This is a genomic window from Leclercia sp. LTM14, assembly GCF_023736175.1.
Classification (GTDB): domain Bacteria; phylum Pseudomonadota; class Gammaproteobacteria; order Enterobacterales; family Enterobacteriaceae; genus Enterobacter; species Enterobacter barmai.
Map to the genome: position 1 here is coordinate 1 of NZ_JAIKTT010000009.1, position 21345 is coordinate 21345.

General features: G+C 54.9%; 18 protein-coding genes, 1 tRNA gene and 1 pseudogene. 9 read left to right on the plus strand and 11 right to left on the minus strand.

Going from position 1 to position 21345, the window contains the following annotated elements; all coding sequences use genetic code 11:
• Positions 1 to 512 precede the first annotated feature (512 nt).
• Both K5I40_RS17010 and K5I40_RS17015 read left to right on the plus strand, forming a co-directional pair.
• Positions 513 to 1952, plus strand: a complete 1440-nt coding sequence (locus K5I40_RS17010; RefSeq protein ID WP_197057129.1) for an MFS transporter — start codon at positions 513 to 515, stop codon at positions 1950 to 1952.
• A 64-nt stretch (positions 1953 to 2016) separates the two neighbouring features.
• On the plus strand, positions 2017 to 3696 hold the full coding sequence (locus K5I40_RS17015; RefSeq protein ID WP_223075107.1) for a glycoside hydrolase family 43 protein: 1680 nt from the start codon (positions 2017 to 2019) through the stop codon (positions 3694 to 3696).
• A gap of 57 nt (positions 3697 to 3753) precedes the next feature.
• Here the strand turns inward: K5I40_RS17015 and K5I40_RS17020 are convergent, their stop codons facing one another.
• From K5I40_RS17020 to K5I40_RS17045, 6 genes are all read right to left on the minus strand, one after another.
• Positions 3754 to 5850 carry a pyrroloquinoline quinone-dependent dehydrogenase gene (locus K5I40_RS17020; RefSeq protein ID WP_223075106.1) on the minus strand — a complete coding sequence of 699 codons (2097 nt, stop codon included), beginning with the start codon at positions 5848 to 5850 and terminating at the stop codon, positions 3754 to 3756.
• Between the two features lie 10 nt (positions 5851 to 5860).
• Positions 5861 to 6226 (minus strand): hypothetical protein, encoded by a 366-nt coding sequence (locus K5I40_RS17025; protein WP_039029424.1) that lies wholly within the window; start codon positions 6224 to 6226, stop codon positions 5861 to 5863.
• A gap of 244 nt (positions 6227 to 6470) precedes the next feature.
• Entirely contained in the window at positions 6471 to 7754 is a 1284-nt protein-coding gene (locus K5I40_RS17030) for a DUF2254 domain-containing protein (protein WP_223075105.1), read from the minus strand.
• Between the two features lie 65 nt (positions 7755 to 7819).
• Positions 7820 to 9817 carry a choline BCCT transporter BetT gene (locus K5I40_RS17035; protein ID WP_039029426.1) on the minus strand — a complete coding sequence of 666 codons (1998 nt, stop codon included), beginning with the start codon at positions 9815 to 9817 and terminating at the stop codon, positions 7820 to 7822.
• A 239-nt stretch (positions 9818 to 10056) separates the two neighbouring features.
• Positions 10057 to 10144: transfer RNA gene (locus K5I40_RS17040), tRNA-Ser, on the minus strand.
• Positions 10145 to 10289: 145 nt separating this feature from the next.
• On the minus strand, positions 10290 to 11918 hold the full coding sequence (locus K5I40_RS17045; RefSeq protein ID WP_223075104.1) for an ABC transporter substrate-binding protein: 1629 nt from the start codon (positions 11916 to 11918) through the stop codon (positions 10290 to 10292).
• Positions 11919 to 12185: 267 nt separating this feature from the next.
• Here K5I40_RS17045 and yccA point away from each other — a divergent pair, with 267 nt between their 5' ends.
• Both yccA and tusE read left to right on the plus strand, forming a co-directional pair.
• Entirely contained in the window at positions 12186 to 12845 is a 660-nt protein-coding gene (gene yccA / locus K5I40_RS17050) for an FtsH protease modulator YccA (RefSeq protein WP_039029428.1), read from the plus strand.
• 86 nt (positions 12846 to 12931) lie between these two features.
• Positions 12932 to 13261, plus strand: a complete 330-nt coding sequence (gene tusE / locus K5I40_RS17055) for a sulfurtransferase TusE (RefSeq protein WP_032617485.1) — start codon at positions 12932 to 12934, stop codon at positions 13259 to 13261.
• Here tusE and yccX read toward each other — a convergent pair.
• From yccX to K5I40_RS17070, 3 genes are all read right to left on the minus strand, one after another.
• A complete protein-coding gene (yccX, locus tag K5I40_RS17060; RefSeq protein ID WP_039029429.1) occupies positions 13258 to 13539 on the minus strand; it encodes an acylphosphatase in 282 nt (93 codons plus the stop codon). The two genes, tusE and yccX, sit on opposite strands and share 4 nt — an antisense overlap.
• 62 nt (positions 13540 to 13601) lie before the next feature.
• Complete coding sequence (locus K5I40_RS17065; protein ID WP_039029430.1) at positions 13602 to 14390, minus strand: helix-turn-helix transcriptional regulator; 789 nt, start codon at positions 14388 to 14390, stop codon at positions 13602 to 13604.
• Positions 14391 to 14400: 10 nt separating this feature from the next.
• The gene (locus K5I40_RS17070) at positions 14401 to 14958 is read right to left on the minus strand and encodes a kinase inhibitor (RefSeq protein WP_223075103.1); all 558 of its coding nucleotides are present in this window, start codon (positions 14956 to 14958) and stop codon (positions 14401 to 14403) included.
• A 175-nt stretch (positions 14959 to 15133) separates the two neighbouring features.
• On the opposite strand from K5I40_RS17070, the gene rlmI reads away from it, so the two are divergent.
• Positions 15134 to 16324, plus strand: coding sequence for a 23S rRNA (cytosine(1962)-C(5))-methyltransferase RlmI (rlmI, locus tag K5I40_RS17075; protein WP_223075102.1), 1191 nt, complete (start codon positions 15134 to 15136; stop codon positions 16322 to 16324).
• Between the two features lie 60 nt (positions 16325 to 16384).
• Positions 16385 to 16702 (plus strand): heat shock protein HspQ, encoded by a 318-nt coding sequence (gene hspQ, locus K5I40_RS17080; RefSeq protein ID WP_039029433.1) that lies wholly within the window; start codon positions 16385 to 16387, stop codon positions 16700 to 16702.
• Positions 16703 to 16739: 37 nt separating this feature from the next.
• Here hspQ and K5I40_RS17085 read toward each other — a convergent pair.
• A pseudogene (locus K5I40_RS17085) lies at positions 16740 to 17152 on the minus strand (CoA-binding protein).
• 170 nt (positions 17153 to 17322) lie between these two features.
• On the opposite strand from K5I40_RS17085, the gene K5I40_RS17090 reads away from it, so the two are divergent.
• Both K5I40_RS17090 and mgsA read left to right on the plus strand, forming a co-directional pair.
• Positions 17323 to 17985: a curli synthesis inhibitor gene (locus K5I40_RS17090; protein WP_039029435.1), complete on the plus strand. Its 663-nt coding sequence runs from the start codon at positions 17323 to 17325 to the stop codon at positions 17983 to 17985.
• A gap of 79 nt (positions 17986 to 18064) precedes the next feature.
• On the plus strand, positions 18065 to 18523 hold the full coding sequence (gene mgsA, locus K5I40_RS17095; RefSeq protein ID WP_223075101.1) for a methylglyoxal synthase: 459 nt from the start codon (positions 18065 to 18067) through the stop codon (positions 18521 to 18523).
• A 198-nt stretch (positions 18524 to 18721) separates the two neighbouring features.
• Here mgsA and helD read toward each other — a convergent pair whose 3' ends face one another.
• Positions 18722 to 20776, minus strand: a complete 2055-nt coding sequence (gene helD / locus K5I40_RS17100; RefSeq protein ID WP_223075100.1) for a DNA helicase IV — start codon at positions 20774 to 20776, stop codon at positions 18722 to 18724.
• A 122-nt stretch (positions 20777 to 20898) separates the two neighbouring features.
• On the opposite strand from helD, the gene K5I40_RS17105 reads away from it, so the two are divergent.
• Positions 20899 to 21345 (plus strand): YccF domain-containing protein, encoded by a 447-nt coding sequence (locus tag K5I40_RS17105; protein ID WP_223075099.1) that lies wholly within the window; start codon positions 20899 to 20901, stop codon positions 21343 to 21345.

Consider the following 21345-nt stretch of genomic DNA (forward strand, 5'->3'; position numbering starts at 1 on the left):
GGTTATCTCAATATATTTAAATTTTATTCAGACAATAACCACCCCGTTCCGGATTGACAGAATATGTCGCTATCATCAGAACAAGTTGATTTTTATTTTTATAGGGCCAGAGGTTTTACACAATTATCGTAAGGCTATCTCCTTCTTTGAAACTTATAATGCGCGCTGACTGTTAAAGCGAGAGCGCTCTCAGGTAGCGGCAAGGATCGGCTGAGACATACCCTCTATTTTCCTGGCCTGTTGCTCAATTACGTTATTTCACTATCCGGGTAAGATAATGCTCAAACGTGAACTTCGTCGCAAAATCACCCTTATATTTCCAACACATTGACACCGCTTCACCAGAGCTATTTTATGGCTTTATATAGAACCTGTGCTCGACGATCACAGAAATAAAAAAACATAATAAATTAATTTAAAAACGTAATGGATCCTCCCTGGCCTCCTGTGTCAGAAAGAGCTTCGCGTTCATAAAACAAATCGGAGATCGGATTAGAATGAGTAAAAACATAATGCATAGCCGGCATGATGAATATCACAAATTATCTCGTGGGGAGCGCATTGGCTATGGAATGGGCGACTTTGCGCAAAACCTGGTCTTTGGCACGATTGGTGGTTTTCTGGCGCTTCACATGTTGACGGTAAATACCATCGGTACCGCGACGGCGGGATTCATCTTTCTTTTTGTACGCATCCTCAATGTTTTTTGGGATCCGATGGTCGGAACCTATGTTGACAAAAGAAGTTCATCGGCAGGGAAATATCGTCCGTGGATTTTAAGAGCCGGCGTTCCGCTCGTTATTCTGTCCGCTTTACTTTTTGCACCTATTCCTGGCGTAAAAGGTTCGGTTGCATTTGCCTTTATTGTTTATCTGGCTCTGGATCTGGTTTATTCCGTAGTGAACATTCCTTATGGTTCACTGAATGCCTCATTGACCCGGGATCCTGAATCTATCGATAAACTGACCAGTACGCGAATGATGCTGGCCAACAGCGCCAATCTTTTGGTCTATACCCTCTTCCCTATGTTTGTCCAGATGGCCTCGCCCAAGGATCGCAGCCTCAAGGACACCGGGTTCTTTGGCCTTGAGCTCAATATGGGCAACTATACCGATCCCTCAGCGAACTATGCCTGGTTTGGCGTTTACTCGATCTATATGGTCATCGGCGCAGTTGCCCTGTTCATTTGCTATAAATTCACCAAAGAACGCGTTGTGGCTTCAGCAGAGCAGACGGCCAACGTTAAAACCACCGACCTCTTCCTTGAACTCAAAAATAACCGCCCGCTGGTTATTCTCGGCCTGTTTTTCATGCTGGCATTCACATTTATGTTCTTCATGAACACCGTGAATGGCTTTTTCAATCAGTTTGTTGTCGGCCATTCCGAATGGATGGGCGCCGTCGGCCTTGTTGCCTCAATCCCCGGCATTCTGTTCCCCATTTTCTGGCCTAAGCTGAAGAAGATTTTTGGTAAAAAAGGATTCTTCCACATTTTCCTCGGCATGTTTATTGTCGGCGAATTACTGACCTACGTCTGGTCGCGCGAAGGTATGCATGATGCCCTCTGGCTCGCGTATATCGCCACCTTTATCAAGCAGTGGGGCTTAACCTCGGCGACCGGATTCATGTGGGCACTGGTGCCGGAAGTGATCGCTTATGGTGAATTAAAATCAGGCAAGCGCAATGCCGCCATCATCAATGCCATTATGGGGCTCTTTTTCAAAATTGGATTTACTATCGGCGGCGCAATTCCACTCTGGTTACTCGCAGCCTATGGATTTAGCGAAACCGGGGCCCAGCAAAGTGCGAGTGCAATCGACGGCATTATTATCACCGCAGTCTGGATCCCCATTGCTTTAGCCTTTATCTCGATGATCGTCATTCACATTTATCCCATCTCCGATAAACATGTCACCGATATCAATCGCCAGCTTGATGAGATCCGCGTGTAATTTCGAATATGAATTAAATAGTCTTTAAAAATAAAATTCAGAAAACGTTAAAAGGTAGAATGATATGTCGCTTATCCAGAACCCTGTACTGCCTGGTTTTAACCCGGACCCAAGCATTATTCGTGTAGAAGACACCTACTACATCGCCAACTCAACCTTTGAGTGGTTCCCTGGCGTGCGTCTGCATGAATCAAAAGACCTGAAAAACTGGGATCTTCTGCCCAGCCCATTATCAACGACAGCGCTTTTAGATATGAAAGGAAATCCCTCTTCCGGTGGGATTTGGGCGCCCGCGCTCTCATACGCCGATGGCAAATTCTGGCTGGTGTACACGGACGTGAAAATCACCGAAGGTGCCTTCAAGGACATGAAAAACTACCTGACCACCGCCACCGATATTCGGGGTCCCTGGTCCGATCCCATCAAACTTAATGGTGTCGGTTTCGATGCCTCACTCTTCCATGACGACGATGGGCGTAAATATCTGGTTCAACAAACCTGGGACCATCGCGAGTACCATCATCCCTTCAACGGCATCACGTTAACTGAGCTAAATACCGAGACGCTAAAATTAAAACCAGAGACAGCGCGAACGATTTACCGGGGCACTGCCGTTGCACTGGTTGAGGGGCCACATCTTTATAAACTGAACGGCTATTACTATCTTTTCGCCGCTCAGGGGGGGACGGTGTTCACCCACCAGGAGGTGGTTGCCCGTTCAAAAACTTTAGAGGCCGATAGCTTTGAAACCGAGCCAGGAGAGGTCTTCCTGACGAACGTCGATACTCCGGACAGCTATATTCAGAAACAGGGTCATGGTGCGTTAGTTTCCACCCCTGGCGGTGAATGGTATTACGCCTCGCTCTGCGCACGGCCGTGGAATCGCCCGGGTGAGTCAGCCTACGATCCCCGGGGCTGGTCAACCCTGGGCCGGGAAACCTCTATCCAGAAAGTGTACTGGGATGAAGCGGGCTGGCCACGCATTGAAGGCGGCCATGGGGGTAAAACCTTTGTCGAAGGCCCTGCCGATGCCATTTACACCGAAAGCGCACAAGATCATAGCCAGCGCGATGATTTTAAAAGTGCGACGCTCGATATTAACTGGAATACGCTTCGCGTCCCGTTCACCGAAAAAATGGGCACAACGGGCGACGGAAAATTGACGTTAAACGGCCAGGGTTCTTTAGCCAATACCCACGATCTTTCGCTGATTGCCCGCCGCTGGCAGGCCTTCTATTTTGATGCTCAGGTTAAAGTCAAATTCAATCCATTTAGCTATCAGCAGATGGCTGGCCTGACGAATTATTATAACGATCGTCACTGGAGCTTCGTATTCATCACCTGGAATGAAATTAACGGTGCCGTTATCGAAATAGGGGAAAATAACCGCGGAAAATATACCTCTTACCTGAAAGATAACGCGATCAAAATTCCGCAGGGAACAGAATACGTCTGGTTCCGCACGAAAGTCCGTAAGGAAACCTATACCTACGAATACAGCTTTGATGGCGTCGCGTTCACCGAGATCCCGGTCAAACTGGATGCCGCCGTTCTCTCAGATGATTATGTCCTGCAAAGCTATGGCGGGTTCTTTACCGGGGCGTTCGTGGGCCTCGCGGTCGTCGATTACTCTGGTTACGATGCCAGCGCAGATTTTTATGATTTCGTCTATCAGGAACTGGGCGATACATTGACTGCAAACGGCGAGTATAGCCGGGACGCAAGCGAGTCACGGTTTAATTAAAGACTGACAAAAAAGGGGCCCGCGGGCCCCATTACAGTGATAGTGCGCGTTGTGGAATTATTCAGGCAGCGCGTAAACTACAACCTGGTCGCCCACCTGATCCTTCAGGATAGTGTTCCCGCCCGCGACAAAAGCCACATACTGACGGCCTTTATATTCATAGACTGACGGGTTGGCAACCGCCGGGGCTTCAGCCTGATCGGACCACAGTTCTTCGCCGCTCTCCACCGAGTAAGCGCGTACTTTGGCATCCATAGAGGCACCGATGAAGATCACCCCACCCGCGGTGATCGCCGGGCCGCCGATGGTTGGCGAGCCCCAGCTTTCCGGCATAAAGAAACCGTATTGCTGCGAAGCCCCCACCGGACGGCGCCACTTCACGTCACCGGTATGCATATCCAGCGCGACAATCTCACCAAAAGGTGGCTTCCAGCACGGCATGCCCAGCCAGTTATTGGCCACCAGCAGACGCATACCGTACGGCGCGCCTTCCTGCGGCGCAAAACCACTCTCGTTGCCGGAGTCTTTATCGGCCTTATCGTAATCTTCACGGCTGTAGAGCTTCACGTACTGCACGATATGTGAGGTGTTGACGATAGCGATCTGCTTATTCGGATCGAACGCCACCCCGCCCCACTGCACGCCACCGGCGCTGTCGGGATAGGTCAGCGCGCCCTCGCCTTTGGTGGTTGGTGGGGTGTACATGCCCTCATAGGTCAGATTATCCCACAGGCGTGAGCACTGACCGGCCCCGACCATATCGGCCAACTTCCAGATCTCCGGCTTTTTCGACTGATCGAGCAGCGGCGCAGGCTTCGTCGGGAACGGCTGGGTTGGCGAAAGTTTTTCACCCTGTACAGAACCGTCGCCCTGCGGGACCGGACGCTCTTCGATAGGCCAGACGTCCTCCCCGGTCAGGCGGTTAACCACAAACAGGAAGCCCTGCTTGGTGGCCTGAATCAGCGCCGGGATCTGCTTACCATCAACGGTGATATCCATCAGCGTTGGCGCGGAGTTGATATCGTAATCCCAGACGTCATGATGCACCCACTGGCGGGACCAGACCACTTTACCGGTATTGATGTCCAGCGCGGTCGTTGAGGTGCCAAGCGGGATCGCGTCGACACGGTTACCGCCCCAGTAGTTAGGTGACGGAGAGGAAACAGGAAGATAGACCAGACCGTTGGCTTCGTCGGCGGACATGTGCGTCCAGACGTTAGCGGTCCCCGTGCGTTGGCGGATTTCGGCTGGAATCGCCTCGAAGGACCATTCCCGCTCGCCGGTCTGGGCGTTGATGGAAAATACGGTGCCCGGAGGCGCTTCGGCATAGGCCCAGTCTTTACCAGCCCAGCCCACCAGCAGATGGTTACCCACCACCGTCGGCGGCTGCAGGATGGAGAGCGGGAATTTAGCGTTCACCGTGTTCCACTGATTTACGTTCAGCACGCCGTTGTCCGCAAAGTTGCTGCACGGCTTGCCGGAGTCGGCGTCAAGGGCGTAGAGCTTACCGTCAACGGTGCCCATATAGACGATCTTCTGGCACGCTTCACCGGCGACCGGATTTTTGGCCTGCCAGTAAGAGACACCGCGGTTCTTCAGCACCGGTTGGGTCAGCGCCTTGCGCGGCGATTTGGTGTCATAGTGCCACTTCTCTTTCCCGGTGCCCGGGTCGAGCGCAATCAGGCGATCGAAAGGGGTGCCGATGTAGAGGGTGTCGTTGGCGAAGATGGGCGTGGCTGACCAGACGGTCGCCGGGGTATCGCCTTTACCATCCGATACATCGCCGGTATGAAACTCCCAGACTTTTTTTAATTTTCCGACGTTCTCTGCGGTGATCTGGGTCAGCGGGCTGTATTTCTGGGCATTAAGCTGCCCGTGGAAGCTGTCCCAGGTGGCGGTGGAAGGCACAAGCGGCGTCCCCGGATGCTCTGCCGAGGCCACGGACTGCCCTTCACTTTTTCCGCTTGCGGCGTCATCGGTGGTTTTGGTGGTGCCCGGCGCCTGCTGGTCGGCCGCATCCACGTTGAGCTCTTCCTGCGTTCCCTGAGAGGCCTCAGCGGCTTTATCCTGCGCATGCAGTGAGAGTGGCGCGATCAGCAGTGCCAGCGCTGTCATGCTGACTTTCATTAAAGGGTAGTGTTTATCGTTATGCACGGGTGGCTCCTCAGGCTCTGACGCGGGGATGGTGGTGAACGGAAGTGCTGCTCAGCATAATCAGACCAATCAGGCCGACCACCATGGCTGCCGTTATGATGTACTGGTGTAGCAGCGCGGCCGCAAAACCCGTACCAGCCAGAACCACAAGAGTGACAATAATCAGGAATATACGCCCGCCGCGACCGGATGCGGCACGCAGTATAAAGGTCAGTACCGCCAGCACGGCGCAGGCTATGGCGACGCCCAGCGCACCAATGGTACCGGTGACGCCGGTAAGGGGCGTCAGCCAGGCGTATAACGCCACCGCGAAGCCAATGACCGCAGCCAGCAACAGCAAAATGCTGCCGGTACGGGAGGGATGAGAATGCAACATACCAGGAAGTCCCCTATCAAAAATAAAAATGAGCCAATATGTCCTGTTCCCGGATGGATGCGGCTGTTGTGTGCATGGGCAATAGCTAAAAACTCAGGCAGTTAAGGAAAACAGCGGCATAGATCACTGAACGTAACTGAGTATAGAAGAAGGTTTTTAAAGGGGACGCTCAAACGCCTGAAAGCCAGGCAGTAACCAGGCGTAAAGCACGCATTGTTAACCGGGGATGGCAGCAAGACGACGTTCAGCTCTGCACGTCACGAGGAGATCCCGCCTCCGGAAACAAAGCGTGACAGGCCGCTCTCAGCCGCTGTTTATCCGATGCAATATAGGGCGTGATTTCTATGCGCTCTTTCATCTCCTCGACCATGCCCGCTGCGGCTGAGCCAAAGCGTTCGGGCCAGCCGCAGCTCAGCATGCTGAGGCTTTTCAGCACTCTCAGCTGTATTTCCCGCATCGCCGCGCCGTCGCGCGCGATGGGTGAAAAAAAGTCTTCCATCAGGTCGCAGTCCCGCAGAGGTGCCACGTGAACGGCAGGGTATTTCACCTCGCTCCCGGTGCTGGCGTGGCGGGCATATTCAGACAGTACCCGCACCCCGCGGCCGATAACGTCAATGGCGGTTCCGGGATCGTTCACCGCGGGCGAAAGTGCGCGGCAGGCAATTTCCGCCAGCACGCAAAGGCAAAAACGGGGGTCCTGATTAAAGGAGCGCACGTCAGACACGCGAACTGCTGACTGGATCGCTGAACTGAGTGCCGCGTCTACGCTATCGGTCACGTAGATCAGGGGCCGGGAAGGATGAACGAAGCTGCCCGGTTGCGCCACCAGATAGACATGCAACGAACTGTCGGACAGCAGCGCCTGAAGCCTGTCGACGTCAATATATTCAACGTATCCAATATCCCGGGGAAAAAGAGCGGTGGTGCCTTTTGGCTGCGTGTCGCTCTCAGGCCAGGGAAAGCCGCCGAGACAGGGGTTTTTGGCGCGTTCAATAAAGGTTTCTAACGCCGCATCCTCCACTTTTTTGGTTGTCTCTCCGACGCGGCCAAGGTAAGTCAGATGCTGGATCCAGCGCAGCAGCGTTAACAGAATCAGCGCAATAACGATCAGGGTGACGAAAAATAGAATCACCCGCCCCCGTTCCCCGTATGCGCCCATATTCAGGGCGATGATCCCTACCAGGCTGAACAGAAACGAGCCGATAAAGGTGGCCAGTACGTTTTGGGTAGTGACATCTTCGACAACAAGGCGCGTGGCCCTGGGGGTAACATTTGTTGTCGCTGACCCGTAGGCGGAGACCATAATGCTGAGGGAAAAGGTGGTCACCGCCAGCATGCTTGAAGCGAGGATATTGAGGATGTTGTCTACCGCTTCGGCGCCCACCTTGACCGATAAGGACTCCGGGATCATCGACTTAAAGACGATGGATAGCAGCGCGGTGATAATGGCCGCAATGGCGAACAGCGTTGCCCTGAACCAGAGTTTTTTAAAGACCTGTGCCAGTATCCACCGCCAGCGCGACATCATCGTTGACCTCTCTTCGTCAGTTGCAGGGCAAAAAAAATGCCGCCAGGGTTGGCGGCACCGGAAGATTAACGAACCAGATGCAGGAAGTGCAGATGCTTTTCGTACTGGTCCAGAATGTCGTTGATCAGCTGTTCCTGAGTCCAGCTCATGACATCGTAATCCTGTCCCCCCTCTTTGAGGTAGACTTCTGCACGGTAGTATCTGTGCTGCTCCGCTTGCTGTTCGTCGTTATCGATAGCCGCCAGGGCGAAAGTCGGCGAGTTATAGCCACGCAGCCTGACTTCATAGAGAAAGTTCAGCTCATTGCCTAAATCCACTTCCAGACGAAGACGATCGTCCGGCACATCGCTGATTCGGCTCACCGTGCCCTGCTTTTGCAACTCCTCCTGAACCAGCGTCATCGCCGGTTGGATCACCTCATCCATAAAGCGTTTCACCAGGGAGCGCTTCGGCAGATAGGCGATATTACGTAAACGCCGCTGCCACGGAATTGGATTGCGGGCTGCGGTGGGCGCGATAGTCGCCATACTCAGGCTTTCGCGCTTGGTTAAATCACGACGTAGCGCCTTCAACAGCCCGTAGATGGAGATAAGCAGGATGACGGAAAACGGTAACGCGCTGGCAATGGTGACCGTTTGCAGCGCGCTTAGCCCACCTGCAAGGAGCAGCGCAATCGCCACCACCCCCATCAGCGCGGCCCAGAAAATGCGCTGCCAGACGGGCGTATTCGGCTCGCCGCCGGACGCCAGCGTATCCACCACCATTGCACCCGAGTCGGCTGAGGTGACAAAGAAGACAATGACCATCGCCATGGCGATAAACGACAGTATGGATGAGAACGGGAAGTGCTCGAGGAAATTGAACAGCGCCAGCGCCACATCCTGCTGCACCGTGTTCGCCAGATCGGTTGCCCCCTGGCTCATGATGAGATAAATCGCGCTATTACCGAAAACGGTCATCCACATCAGGGTGAAACCCGCAGGGACAAAGAGCACGCCGGTCACGAATTCACGAATGGTTCTGCCGCGGGAGACTCGGGCAATAAACATCCCGACAAAGGGCGACCAGGAGAGCCACCAGCCCCAGTACAGCAGCGTCCAGCCTCCCAGCCAGTTGCTGGATTTTGGCTCGTAGGCGTAAAGGTTGAACGTCTTACTTACCAGTTCAGAGAGATAGCCGCCCGTGTTTTCAACGAAAGATTTCAGCAGCAGGACGGTAGGCCCCAGGCACAACACCAGCGCCAACAGCAGCAAGGCCAGACCCAGATTAATCTCGGACAGGATGCGGATGCCTTTATCCAGCCCGGAGACCACGGAAATGGTCGCCATACCGGTGATGACGACGATCAGGATCACCTGCACCGTTTCATTAACCGGCACACCGAAGAGATGATTAAGCCCGGCATTCACCTGCAATACGCCATAGCCCAGCGAGGTCGCCACCCCAAAAACGGTGCCAATAACGGCAAAAATATCGACGGCGTGGCCTATCGGCCCATAAATTTTGTCACCGATGATAGGATAGAGCGCCGAGCGCAACGTCAGCGGCAGGCCATGGCGGTAGCTGAAAAAGGCGAGGATCAACGCAACGATGGCATAGATAGCCCAGGCGTGAAGCCCCCAGTGGAAGAAGGTTAGCCGCATTGCTTCTTTGGCAGCGGCAACGGTCTCGGGGGTGCCTACCGGCGGAGAGAGATAGTGCATGACCGGCTCGGCGACGCCGAAGAACATCAGGCCTATCCCCATCCCTGCGGAAAACAGCATGGCAAACCAGGAGTGATAACTGAAATCGGGCTGGGCATGATCGGGACCCAGCTTGATATCGCCGTAGCGAGACAAACCAAGAAACGTCACGCTCAGTAATATCAGCGCGACCGCCAGGATGTAGAACCAGCTGGCGTTAGTGAATATCTGCTGCTGCAGCAGTTTGAAATTTTTGTCGGCAACGTCAGGGAAAATCGCTGCAAATGCAACGAGAAGGAAAATTAACAAAGCAGATGTATAGAAGACCGCTTTGTTAATCTTGCTTGTGGACTGCTTTGGGATGGGGGTATTTTCACTCATATGTTATGTATTCCATTAAAACTGAAACCGCTCCGGATGAGAGGAATCATCTCTTTCAGCTTAGCAAAACGAGTCTGCTTGTGCAGTTGATGATGGCAGAGTTACTTTTTTATGCTCCTGAGTTTTCTGGGGTTAATTTTATTCAGTGCGGGTCTGAATCTGGCTGACATTACGTCATTCTTTGGTAACACGATAAAAGAAAAAGCCCCGCGATATTGCTATCGCAGGGCTTTCAAATTTGGCGGAAGCGTAGAGATTCGAACTCTAGAACCCTTTCGGGTCGCCGGTTTTCAAGACCGGTGCCTTCAACCGCTCGGCCACGCTTCCTAAGTGAGGCGAACTATAAACACCTCCGTGTGCGCTGTAAAGTATGAACCCAATCGTTCGCCTGAAAAATAGCCAAAACGCGTTTAATCGGTTGAATAGACAACGCATTGGCCATTTTCTCAGCACCGGATCTCAGCCATAACCCTTAGTGCTTTTTGATGTACATATCCTTTGTGAAGTAGTACCCGAGCTTATCCGGCGTAAATCCGCCTATCCACGGCTTCACCAGGTGGGTACGCACGTAGTGATAGACCGGGATCGCCGGAACATCCCGCGCCAGCAGATCTTCCGCCTGCTGGTAGAATGCCCCGCGCTCGGCGGTGGTTTTGGCTTTGGCGGCGTTGACCAGCGCTTCGTCATAGGCCGGATTGCTGTACTGGCTGGTGTTCTCGCTGTCGCCGGTGCGGAAGTTGTTCAGGAAGGTCGCCGCATCGTCGTAATCGGCAATCCAGGCGTAGCGCACCGCATCAAAGTTGTGGGTGTGCATGGTATCCAGCATCGTTTTCCACTCCTGGTTTTGCAGCTTCGCCTCTACCCCGAGGTTTTTCTTCCACATTGAGCTGACGGCGATGGCAATACGCTGGTGTGATTCCGAGGTGTTATAGAGCAGATTAAAGCTCAGCGGGTGGCCCTCGTTAAAGCCCGCTTCGGTCAGCAGCTTTTTCGCCTCAGCGATGCGTTTATCCATCGGCCAGCTGGCGTAATCCGGATTTTTTATTTGCACTCCGCCGATATCCGGCTGGCTAATGACCCACGCCGGACGCTGCCCCTGCCCCAGCACTTTCCCGGCAATAATGTCTTTATCCAGGGCCATGTTCAGCGCCTTACGCACGCGCGGATCGTTAAACGGCGGACGGGTGGTGTTGAATTCGTAGTAGTAGGTTGCCAGCTGCGGTGAGACATCTACTTCTTTACCCAGCGTCTTTTGCAGCTGGGCAAACTGGTTGATCGGCAGGGTGTAGGCAATATCGATCTCCCCCGCCTTGTAGCGGTTAACATCGGCGGCTTCAGAAGTGATCGGCAGATACGTCACCTTGTTGATGATGGTATGGGCGTTGTCCCAGTAGCGCGGGTTGCGCTCGGCGATGATCCGCTCGTTGACCACCCACTGGCTGAGCTTATAGGCGCCGCTGCTGACAAAGTGCTCCGGTTTCGTCCACTTATCGCCATAGCGGCCAATCAGGACCTTATCCACCGGCACCAGCGACGGGTGCGCCAGCATGGCCAGGAACGCCGCGTTGGGCTGGGTCAGCGTCACTTCAAGCGTGGTGTCGTTCAGCGCCTTCACGCCCATGGTGTCGGGGGCCTTTTTGCCCTGGGCGATATCGGCGGCGTTAACCACGTGCATATTGCCCGGATAGCTGGCGTACGGCGAGGCGGTTTTCGGATCCACCAGCCGCTGCCAGCTCCAGACCACGTCCTGGGCGGTAATGGCCGTGCCGTCGCTCCAGGTAATGCCCGGGCGCAAATGGAAGGTCCAGACGGTGTTGTCCTTGTTCTCCCATTTCTCGGCCAGCCGCGGCTGGATCTCCCCCTGCGGCGAGACGCTGACCAGCCCGTCGAACAAATCGCTGATAATATTGAATTCGACATCGCTTTCGACTTTATGCGGATCGAGCGATGCCGGCTCATTGCCATTATTCCTGACCAGTTCCTGCTTCTCAGCCAGCTCGGTTCCTGCCGGCACGCTGGCTGCAAACGCCGTTGCGCTTGCGCACAGGATGCCTGCTGTCAGCAAAGAGAGGGTAAATGTTACTTGTGATGAGGGTTTCATGTCCTTCGCCTTATAGTTTAGTTTTGACGATGCAAAATAACTCTTAGCGCTGCGGCTGGAATAAGGCAATATATTTCAGTGACCTATAAGAGCTTGATCTGATTAATCCTGACAAACCGGGGTTTATTCTGCGTTAAAGGCGTTATGGAACACATCATGCTATATCGAGGCCTAAGACGTTGAGTAAAGATGGGTAAAATCACTTTGTAACCGGCGCGTCGTTTTCTATTCTTGCCGTTAATTACATCTGTCATAAGAGAGTGACTCATGGATCGTATTATTAGTTCTTCACGCGACCGCACATCGCTACTCAGCACCCACAAGGTGCTGCGCAATACTTACTTTATGCTCAGCCTGACGCTGGCCTTCTCCGCGCTGACGGCAACTGCCAGCACCGTGCTGATGCTGCCGTCACCGGGGCTGATCCTCACCCTGGTCGGCATGTATGGTCTGATGTTCCTGACCTACAAAACCGCGGATAAGCCGGTAGGCATTTTGTCCGCCTTCGCATTCACCGGTTTCCTGGGCTACATCCTGGGGCCAATGCTTAACACCTACCTGTCTGCCGGTATGGGCGACCTGATCGGCCTGGCGCTGGGTGGTACGGCTGCGGTGTTCTTCTGCTGTTCAGCCTACGTTCTGACCACCCGCAAAGACATGTCTTTCCTCGGCGGGATGCTGATGGCGGGCATCGTCGTGGTGCTGATCGGTATGGTTGCAAATATCTTCCTGCAGCTGCCAGCTCTGCACCTGGCTATCAGCGCCGTGTTCATCCTGATCTCCTCCGGGGCGATCCTGATGGAAACCAGCAACATCATTCATGGCGGCGAGACCAACTACATCCGCGCCACCGTGAGCCTGTATGTGTCGCTGTATAACATCTTCGTCAGCCTGCTGAGCATCCTGGGCTTTGCGAGCCGCGATTAACCGACAGTGCTGTATAACGAGCCCCGCTTATGCGGGGCTTTCTTTTTTGGTAAACTGCCGCGGTTTTCGATAAACCCGTGATGATTATGCTGAACTTTGAAGGTAAAGAGATTGAGACCGATAGCGAAGGCTATCTGAAAGAGACCAGCCAGTGGAGCGAAGGGCTGGCGGCTGTGATTGCCGAAAAAGAGTCTATCGCCCTGACGCCAGAGCACTGGGAAGTGGTGCGCTTCGTGCGTGATTTCTATCTGGAATTTAACACCTCCCCCGCCATCCGCATGCTGGTGAAAGCAATGGCCAATAAGTACGGCGAGGAGAAAGGCAACAGCCGCTATCTTTACCGCCTGTTCCCGAAAGGCCCGGCAAAACAGGCGACCAAAATCGCCGGTCTGCCTAAGCCCGTGAAGTGCATTTAATAGCGAATACCGAAATTCACGTATTCCCGGCCGGGTTGATGCGGTTCTGAGAGAACCTTTTCGACCCGGGCGATGCGTGGCCCGCCCGCCTTAAGCCAGTCGAGCAGTTTATCGACCTGCTCCGCCTCCCCGCACGCCACCACCTCGACGCTTCCGTCATCCATGTTGCGCGCGTAACCGGTCAGCCCCAGCTCAGTGGCTTCGCGCTGCGTGCTGTATCGAAAGCCAACCCCCTGAACCGTGCCGTGAACCCACGCGATGATGCAGACTTTTGCCATACTCCTTCCCCTTATCCATGCCTGGCTCTGAACCCAAAGAATAGCAAATTATGGCCGGAGAATTAGCGCAGCGTTTTGGGTAAACAGCCGTAATGCTGACGAAAACGGGCCGTAAATCGGGAGCTGGAAAGATACCCGCACTGCATGGCGATCTCGCCAATGGGCAGACGGGTCGACTGCAACTGAGAGAGCGCAACCGCCATACGCACCTCCTCCACGATCTGGCGAAAGCTTTGCGACTCTTCCCGTAAGCGTCGGCGTAAGGTCGGCACGCTTAAGGCCAGACGACTGGCCACATCATGAGCAGTCCATGCCCGGGCGGGCGCCAGCATAATGAAATGCCGCACCTGCTCGGTAAGATTGATATTTCGCTCGATCAGCAGCGGACCGGCCACCCCATCATGCAGCAGCGCCAGCAGGAGCCCGAAGGCCTGGTGCTTTTGCAGCTCATCCGAAAAATTATGCCGCACCGCGTGCAGCAGGTTGCCCCACATGAAGGCGAGTCCTTCGCTGAGCGGAGCACAGAGTGAGTCCGTTTTTGCCCGCGGCCAGGATTGCAGGTAGCGCGTTTTAAACTCGGCGATGAGGTCGGGGGATAACAGCAACAGATCGGAATGAAACACGTCCTGCGCAGGCTGGTTAATGATCTCCATCGGGGTGTTCGCCGGAATGATAATGAGCTCATCCGGCGTCGCCACTAAGCGTCTCTCATCCTGGATAATCACCTTACTGCCGTGCGTAATGTGACAGATGGCCGGGTAGAAGAGCTTTACGTGGTGCAGGCGATGCATTTTGCTGGCATTGACCTCAGCCGCTGTCAGATGGTTATGTTGAAAATGAAACTCCTGCACCGGGCCACCTTTATCGTGCGTATGTTGCGGTTAATTGTGCTTTCGCCAGCACGTGACTGTTGAGCATAAAGCCAACCAGTGCCCCGCTGGCGTTGCCGTCGAGCGGCAGTTTTTCCACATTCAGCGCCCAGACGGTGAACTGATAAGGGTGCGGTTTATCCCCTTCAGGCGGACATGCCCCGCCGAAGCCAGCATAACCGAAATCATTACGTCCCTGCACCGCTCCCGCCGGTAATTTATCGCTGTTCGTTTTCCCGGCACCTGAAGGCAGGCTCTGCGTCTTAGCGGGAATGTTGACCAGCGTCCAGTGCCACCAGCCGCTGCCGGTGGGTGCGTCAGGATCGTAGGCGGTAATGGCGAAGCTTTTTGTGCCTGCGGGTGGATTTTGCCAGGCCAACTGTGGCGAGGCATTGCCCCCCTGGCAGCCGAACCCGGCAAAGACCTGCTGTTGCGTTAAGGGGTGACCGTTGGCGATATCCTGGCTGCTGAGGCTAAACGGCAGGGCTGCAGAAACCGTAAAACTGATTGTCGCCAGGGCGCTGACGGCGATGGCAATATGCTTTTTCATTGTTGTCTCCTTTTGCTGAACCGGAAACCACACTGTAAAGCCTGCGACACACTCATAATGTGCCTGACCGATTTTAAAATGTGCCGAAACGCTCAATAGTGTCCGCAGATGATTGCCACTGGCCATCTGTGCTACTCTACGCGCCATTTCCCTGGAATCGACAGAACAGAAAATTATGAGTGTACGTTTAGTGTTAGCCAAAGGGCGCGAGAAGTCATTGCTGCGCCGCCATCCCTGGGTCTTCTCCGGCGCGGTTGCCCGCATGGAAGGCAAAGCCAGCCTCGGTGAAACCATCGATATCGTTGACCACCAGGGGAAATGGTTAGCGCGCGGCGCATACTCGCCTGCCTCGCAGATCCGTGCCCGCGTCTGGACGTTTGATAAAGATGAATCCATCGACATCGACTTCTTTGTCCGCCGCCTGCAGCAGGCGCAGCAGTGGCGCGACTGGCTGGCAAAACGCGACGGGCTGGACAGCTATCGTCTGATCGCCGGCGAATCCGACGGTCTGCCGGGCGTGACCATCGACCGTTTCGGCAATTTCCTGGTGCTGCAGCTGTTAAGCGCGGGTGCTGAGTATCAGCGTGCGGCGTTAATTAGCGCCCTGCAGACGCTGTTCCCCGAGTGCGCTATTTACGATCGCAGCGACGTTGCGGTGCGTAAAAAAGAGGGGATGGAGCTGACCCAGGGTCCGGTGACGGGAGAACTGCCGCCTGCCCTGCTGCCTATCGAAGAGCACGGCATGAAGCTGCTGGTGGATATTCAGGGCGGCCATAAAACCGGTTACTACCTCGATCAGCGCGACAGCCGCCTGGCAACACGCCAGTACGTTGCCGACAAACGCGTGTTGAACTGCTTCTCCTACACCGGCGGCTTTGCGGTTTCGGCCCTGATGGGCGGCTGCAGCCAGGTGGTGAGCGTCGATACCTCACAGGAAGCGCTGGACGTGGCGAAGCAGAACGTTGAGCTGAACCAGCTGGATCTGAGCAAAGCGGAATTTGTCCGCGACGACGTCTTCAAACTGCTGCGCAAATACCGCGACCAGGGTGAAAAGTTTGACGTGATTGTGATGGATCCGCCGAAGTTCGTGGAAAACAAGAACCAGCTGATGGGCGCCTGTCGTGGGTATAAAGACATCAACATGCTGGCAATCCAGCTGCTTAACCCGGGCGGCGTGCTGCTGACCTTCTCCTGCTCCGGCCTGATGACCACCGAATTATTCCAGAAAATTATCGCAGATGCCGCTGTAGATGCTGGGCGTGATGTACAATTTATAGAGCAGTTCCGTCAGGCGGCCGATCATCCGGTGATCGCTACCTATCCGGAAGGGCTGTATCTGAAAGGATTTGCCTGTCGCATCATGTAACTTGAAAAGTGGAATGTTGCCCACACCTATAGTGTAAGTAACGTTTCCCGGGAGGTGACTATGATTGCCAGCAAATTCGGTATCGGCCAGCAGGTCCGCCACTCCCTGTTAGGTTATCTGGGCGTGGTCGTGGATATCGACCCGGAATATTCCCTCGACGAACCGTCAGCGGATGAGCTGGCGGTGAACGCAGAACTCCGCGCCGCGCCCTGGTACCACGTGGTCATGGAAGATGACGACGGACAGGCCGTGCATACCTATCTTGCCGAAGCCCAGTTAAGTAGCGAACAGCAGGATGAACACCCAGAGCAGCCATCTATGGATGAACTGGCGCAAACTATCCGCAGACAGTTACAGGCTCCGCGCCTGCGCAACTAATGAAAACCCGGTAGCCGACGGCTGACCGGGTTTTTTATTACTTCGCCATCCCCAGGCGGGGGATCTCAATGGCCGGACAGCGGTCCATCACTACATTCATGCCCGCATCGCGCGCCAGAACCGCCGCCTGTTCATTAATCACCCCGAGCTGTAACCAAAGGGTTTTCGCCCGACCGCAATTGCCTCCTGAGCAACGCCCCAGGCCGCTTCGGAATTGCGGAACACGTCCACCATATCGATTTTTTCCGGCACTTCTGCCAGGGTGCCGTATCCCTGCTGGCCCAGCAACGTTTTACCTGCCACTTTTGGCGAAACCGGGATCACGTGGTAGCCCTGATCGAGCAGGTATTTCATCACCCTGTAGCTCGGGCGATCCGGCTTGTCGCTTGCCCCCACCAGCGCAATGGTACGGGTGGTAGTAAGGATGTCAGCGATATCGTTCTCTTTCATTTATGTCCTCCTGGCTCGTTCAATCTGGGTATCAATTCCGTTACAGCAACTGCCATCCCATACGTCTGCATGAGGGCAAATTGCCGGGATATGTCTATATGTTAGTAAATATGATTAGCGAAAAATTTTGATACATTATTCATGACGCATGTCTTTTAAGAGGGCTCTCTATGAAAACCGGCATTGCCTGGAGTCTGTTTGCGCTGCTCATGCCGGTTTGCGTTTTTGCCACAACGCTGCGGCTCTCTACGGACATCGACCTGCTGGTATTGGATGGCAAAAAAGTTTCCAGTTCCCTGCTGCGCGGTGCGGACAGTATTGAGCTGGATAACGGCCCGCATCAGATCGTCTTCCGGGTAGAAAAAACCATTCGCCTTGGCAATCACGAGGAGCGGGTCTATATCTCTCCTCCCCTTGTCGCCAGCTTCAACACCCAGCGCATCAGTCAGGTTAATTTTAGCCTTCCACGGCTGGAAACAGAAAAAGAGTCACAACTTTTTGATAAATCACCGCAAATCGAGTTGCTGGATGGCGACGCGACCCCGATCCCGGTGAAGCTGGATATTCTGGCGCTCACCGATACGCCGAACGGCGTGAATTACGAATATGATACCGAGCGCTATAACAAAGCCGGGCAGAGCGCCTCGCTGCCGCAGTTTTCAACCACCATGGCGGATGACAGTACGCTGTTATCCGGGGTGTCTGAGCTGGACATGCCGCCGCCGCAATCCCAGAGCATGACGGAGCAGCGTCTCAAATACTGGTTTGCCCAGGCCGATCCTGAAACCCGAAGCCGTTTCCTGCAATGGGCGAAGCAACAACCCTCGTCCTGAGCCGCATTTTTTCTCCCTTTCTCTTGCAGCGTCAGGTGCTTCCAGTAATCTGTAACCAGTTAACTAACGGATAGAGATTATGGAATCCACAACCCGCACACTGCCGGAACGCAAACATATCGCCCTGGTGGCGCACGATCACTGCAAACAGATGCTGCTCAACTGGGTTCAGCGTCATCAATCCCTGCTGGAAAAACATCAGCTGTCGGCCACCGGGACCACCGGCAACCTGATTCATCGCGAGACCGGACTTGAAGTGAATGCCATGCTGAGCGGCCCGATGGGCGGCGATCAGCAGGTCGGCGCACAGATTTCGGAAGGTAAGATTGATGTGCTGATCTTCTTCTGGGACCCGCTCAATGCGGTGCCGCACGATCCGGACGTAAAAGCCCTGCTGCGTCTGGCAACGGTGTGGAATATACCGGTCGCCACCAACCTGTCGACGGCGGACTTTATTATCGAGTCCCCGCAGTTCAACTCGTCGGTTGAGATCCTGATCCCGGACTATCAGCGCTATCTGGCTGAACGTCTGAAGTAAAAGTGGGCATCGCCGGGTGGCGGCTCCGTCTTACCCGGCCTACAAAACCTCAAACCGCACGCCCCGTAGGCCCGGTAAGCAAAGCGCCACCGGGCAACAGACCGCACGAGCCGTAAGCCCGGTAAGCAAAGCGCCACCGCGCAACAAACCGCACATCCCGTAGGCCCGGTAAGCGAAGCGCCACCGGACAAAACAACGCTAGGGTTTGCGTGCCACCGGAACATCAATTTCTTTGAGGATATCGACAAAGCGTGATGGCTGCTCTTTGTTGAACAGCAACCAGACCCGGTGACGAGCACGGGTGATAGCCACGTAGAGTAATCGCCGCTCCTCGGCGTCGGGAAAATCTTCCACCACTGGCAGCAGGGCCTGCTCCATGACCGATTCCCGGGCAGGTGCCGGGAAGCCATCGCTCCCTTCCTGCAATCCCACCACAATGGCATAGTCCGCCTGCTGGCCCTTGCTGGCGTGAATGGTCATAAAATCCAGCTGCAGTTTCGGCCAGCGGGTCGCGGCTTTCTCCAGGCTGGCGGGCTTCAGGTGGTGATAACGCGCCAGCACCAGAATACGCTCATCCGCCCGGGCGTAACCGCTCAGCTTATCCAGCAGGGCATCGAGCTGATCCTCTGCCAGCAGCGTAACCGCTTTCTTGTCGCCAGCCGACAGGCTGTTGAGCGGTTTTGCCAGCTGATGCGGGTTTTGCTGGATAAACCGGTTGGCGATCTCACCGATCCGGTTATTGAAACGGTAGGTGGTGTCCAGATCGCAGCGATCCCCTTCGCCAAAGTAATGATGAAACGCCGTCGTCAGCGACAGTTGCGCACCACTGAAACGGTAGATCGCCTGCCAGTCATCCCCCACGGCAAACAAAGTGGTGTACTTGTTTTGCGCCCGCAGCGCCGCCAGCAACGCCGCGCGTTGAGGAGAGATATCCTGAAACTCATCCACCAGAATGTGCTTCCACGGGCTGATAAAGCGACCTTTCTCCAGAATGACGATCGCCTGATGAATCAACCCGGAAAAGTCGACGGCGTTCTCCGCCTTGAGGGCGGCTTTCCATGCCTTAAGCAACGGAGCCATTAACTTGACCCGCTTTGAGAACAGGGCCCGCACCTCTTCCGGCGCGCCGGCAATCATCTCGGCCTGCGCGCCACCGTGCATACGCATCAGGCTCACCCAGCGATCGAGCCGGGGTGCCAGTCGGCGCGCCAGCTTTTCGTTTTGCCAGAAACTGCCCTCCGGCACGCTCCAGTCAAGCTCCTCTTCGAGCCACTGTCGCCAGCCTTTGGCCTGAGCTTTTTTCTCGCTGCACTGCTGCTGCCAGGCGTCGATGAAAATTTTCTGCCGCGCCATGGTGTCATTTTCAAGCTCGCTGACTACCGGCACCTTTTTGCTTCCCTGCTGGATGATATGCAGGGCAAGAGAGTGGAAGGTCCTCGCGGTAATGTCGCGGGTGTGCAGTCGCGCCTCGATTCGCTCATCCATCTCCTGAGCCGCCTTACGCCCAAACGCCAGGAGCAATATTTGCTCGGGAGCGGCTTCATTGCGGGCCAGCAGCCAGCCTGCCCGCGCCACCAGCACCGAGGTTTTTCCGCTACCGGCCCCCGCCAGCACCAGCAGCGACTGTTCGCCATTGACCACCGCCCGGGCCTGGGCCGGGTTCAATGGGGATGACTCAATACTGGCAAAAAAATCGGCATACTGGCTGAGCATGGTGTCAGTCCACGCCTGATTGTGCGCCAACCGGCTCTGGTCAATGTCCTGTAGCCAGGCCTGACACTGCCGCCAGGCTTCACGGCAGTTATCAAACTCGTCGAGCCGCGAGACGGATAACGGCAAGGCCTGCAACGCCTGGCGGATTTTTTGCTGAAGGCCGAGCGTTTTTTCCCGCGTCAGCCAGCTGTTTTGCTCATTCGTGGCGGCAATGTCATTCAGCGCGTTTTGCAGCACCTGTGCCGCAACCTCACTCATTTCAGCACTCCATTGCTGCCAGAGCGTGTTCAGATGGCGGTGAAAACGCTGGGTTTCCGCCCACTCGGTGCCGTGCAGCCGCACCACTTTTTCGTCTGTCAGCACAAACTCCAGCTCGCCCCAGACCAGGCCGCGCTTACAGTGAATCGCTAACAGCTGATTGAAGGGGATGAGATATTCGTGACGTTCGCCCGAGACTTTAACCCCGGCGTTAAGCAGAACGACTTTGTCGTACGGATGTTGTGCCAGGCGTTTGCCTAACGATGTTGCTTTCAGTTCCATGTCCAGCCTGATCCACGACGTGAATAATTGCATAACAGTTTAACTGCCAGTTTTCAGGTGCTCCAGCGCAAAAAACGTTACAATCATCAGGGCTTCAACATTACGGAAAGAATTGAGGTTTTATGCGTACCATTCTGAATATTTTGAATTTTGTGTTGGGTGGTTTTGCCACCACTCTCTCCTGGCTGCTGGCGACGCTGGTCAGCGTGGTCCTGATCTTCACCCTTCCGCTAACCCGCTCCTGCTGGGAAATTACCATACTCTCGCTGGTCCCATACGGCAACGAAGCGGTTCACGTAGACGAACTGGAGCCTGGCAATAAAAGCGCGCTGATGAACACCGGCGGAACGCTGCTCAATATTCTGTGGCTGATCTTTTTCGGCTGGTGGCTGTGTCTGATGCACATTGCGGCGGGGATCGCCCAGTGCCTGACGCTTATCGGCATCCCCGTCGGGATCGCCAATTTCAAAATTGCCGCCATCGCCCTGTGGCCTGTCGGACGCCGGGTTGTCCCGGTGGAAGTGGCCCGCGCCGCGCGGGAAGCTAATGCCCGCCGTCGTTTTCCGTAA

Coding starts and splice junctions, on each gene's coding strand:
- K5I40_RS17010 (WP_197057129.1), top strand. CDS start 513: ATGCATAGCCGGCATGATGAATATCACAAATTATCTCGTGGGGAGCGC.
- K5I40_RS17015 (WP_223075107.1), top strand. CDS start 2,017: ATGTCGCTTATCCAGAACCCTGTACTGCCTGGTTTTAACCCGGACCCA.
- K5I40_RS17025 (WP_039029424.1), bottom strand. CDS start 6,226: ATGTTGCATTCTCATCCCTCCCGTACCGGCAGCATTTTGCTGTTGCTG.
- K5I40_RS17030 (WP_223075105.1), bottom strand. CDS start 7,754: ATGATGTCGCGCTGGCGGTGGATACTGGCACAGGTCTTTAAAAAACTC.
- K5I40_RS17035 (WP_039029426.1), bottom strand. CDS start 9,817: ATGAGTGAAAATACCCCCATCCCAAAGCAGTCCACAAGCAAGATTAAC.
- K5I40_RS17045 (WP_223075104.1), bottom strand. CDS start 11,918: ATGAAACCCTCATCACAAGTAACATTTACCCTCTCTTTGCTGACAGCA.
- yccA (WP_039029428.1), top strand. CDS start 12,186: ATGGATCGTATTATTAGTTCTTCACGCGACCGCACATCGCTACTCAGC.
- tusE (WP_032617485.1), top strand. CDS start 12,932: ATGCTGAACTTTGAAGGTAAAGAGATTGAGACCGATAGCGAAGGCTAT.
- yccX (WP_039029429.1), bottom strand. CDS start 13,539: ATGGCAAAAGTCTGCATCATCGCGTGGGTTCACGGCACGGTTCAGGGG.
- K5I40_RS17070 (WP_223075103.1), bottom strand. CDS start 14,958: ATGAAAAAGCATATTGCCATCGCCGTCAGCGCCCTGGCGACAATCAGT.
- rlmI (WP_223075102.1), top strand. CDS start 15,134: ATGAGTGTACGTTTAGTGTTAGCCAAAGGGCGCGAGAAGTCATTGCTG.
- hspQ (WP_039029433.1), top strand. CDS start 16,385: ATGATTGCCAGCAAATTCGGTATCGGCCAGCAGGTCCGCCACTCCCTG.
- K5I40_RS17090 (WP_039029435.1), top strand. CDS start 17,323: ATGAAAACCGGCATTGCCTGGAGTCTGTTTGCGCTGCTCATGCCGGTT.
- mgsA (WP_223075101.1), top strand. CDS start 18,065: ATGGAATCCACAACCCGCACACTGCCGGAACGCAAACATATCGCCCTG.
- helD (WP_223075100.1), bottom strand. CDS start 20,776: ATGGAACTGAAAGCAACATCGTTAGGCAAACGCCTGGCACAACATCCG.
- K5I40_RS17105 (WP_223075099.1), top strand. CDS start 20,899: ATGCGTACCATTCTGAATATTTTGAATTTTGTGTTGGGTGGTTTTGCC.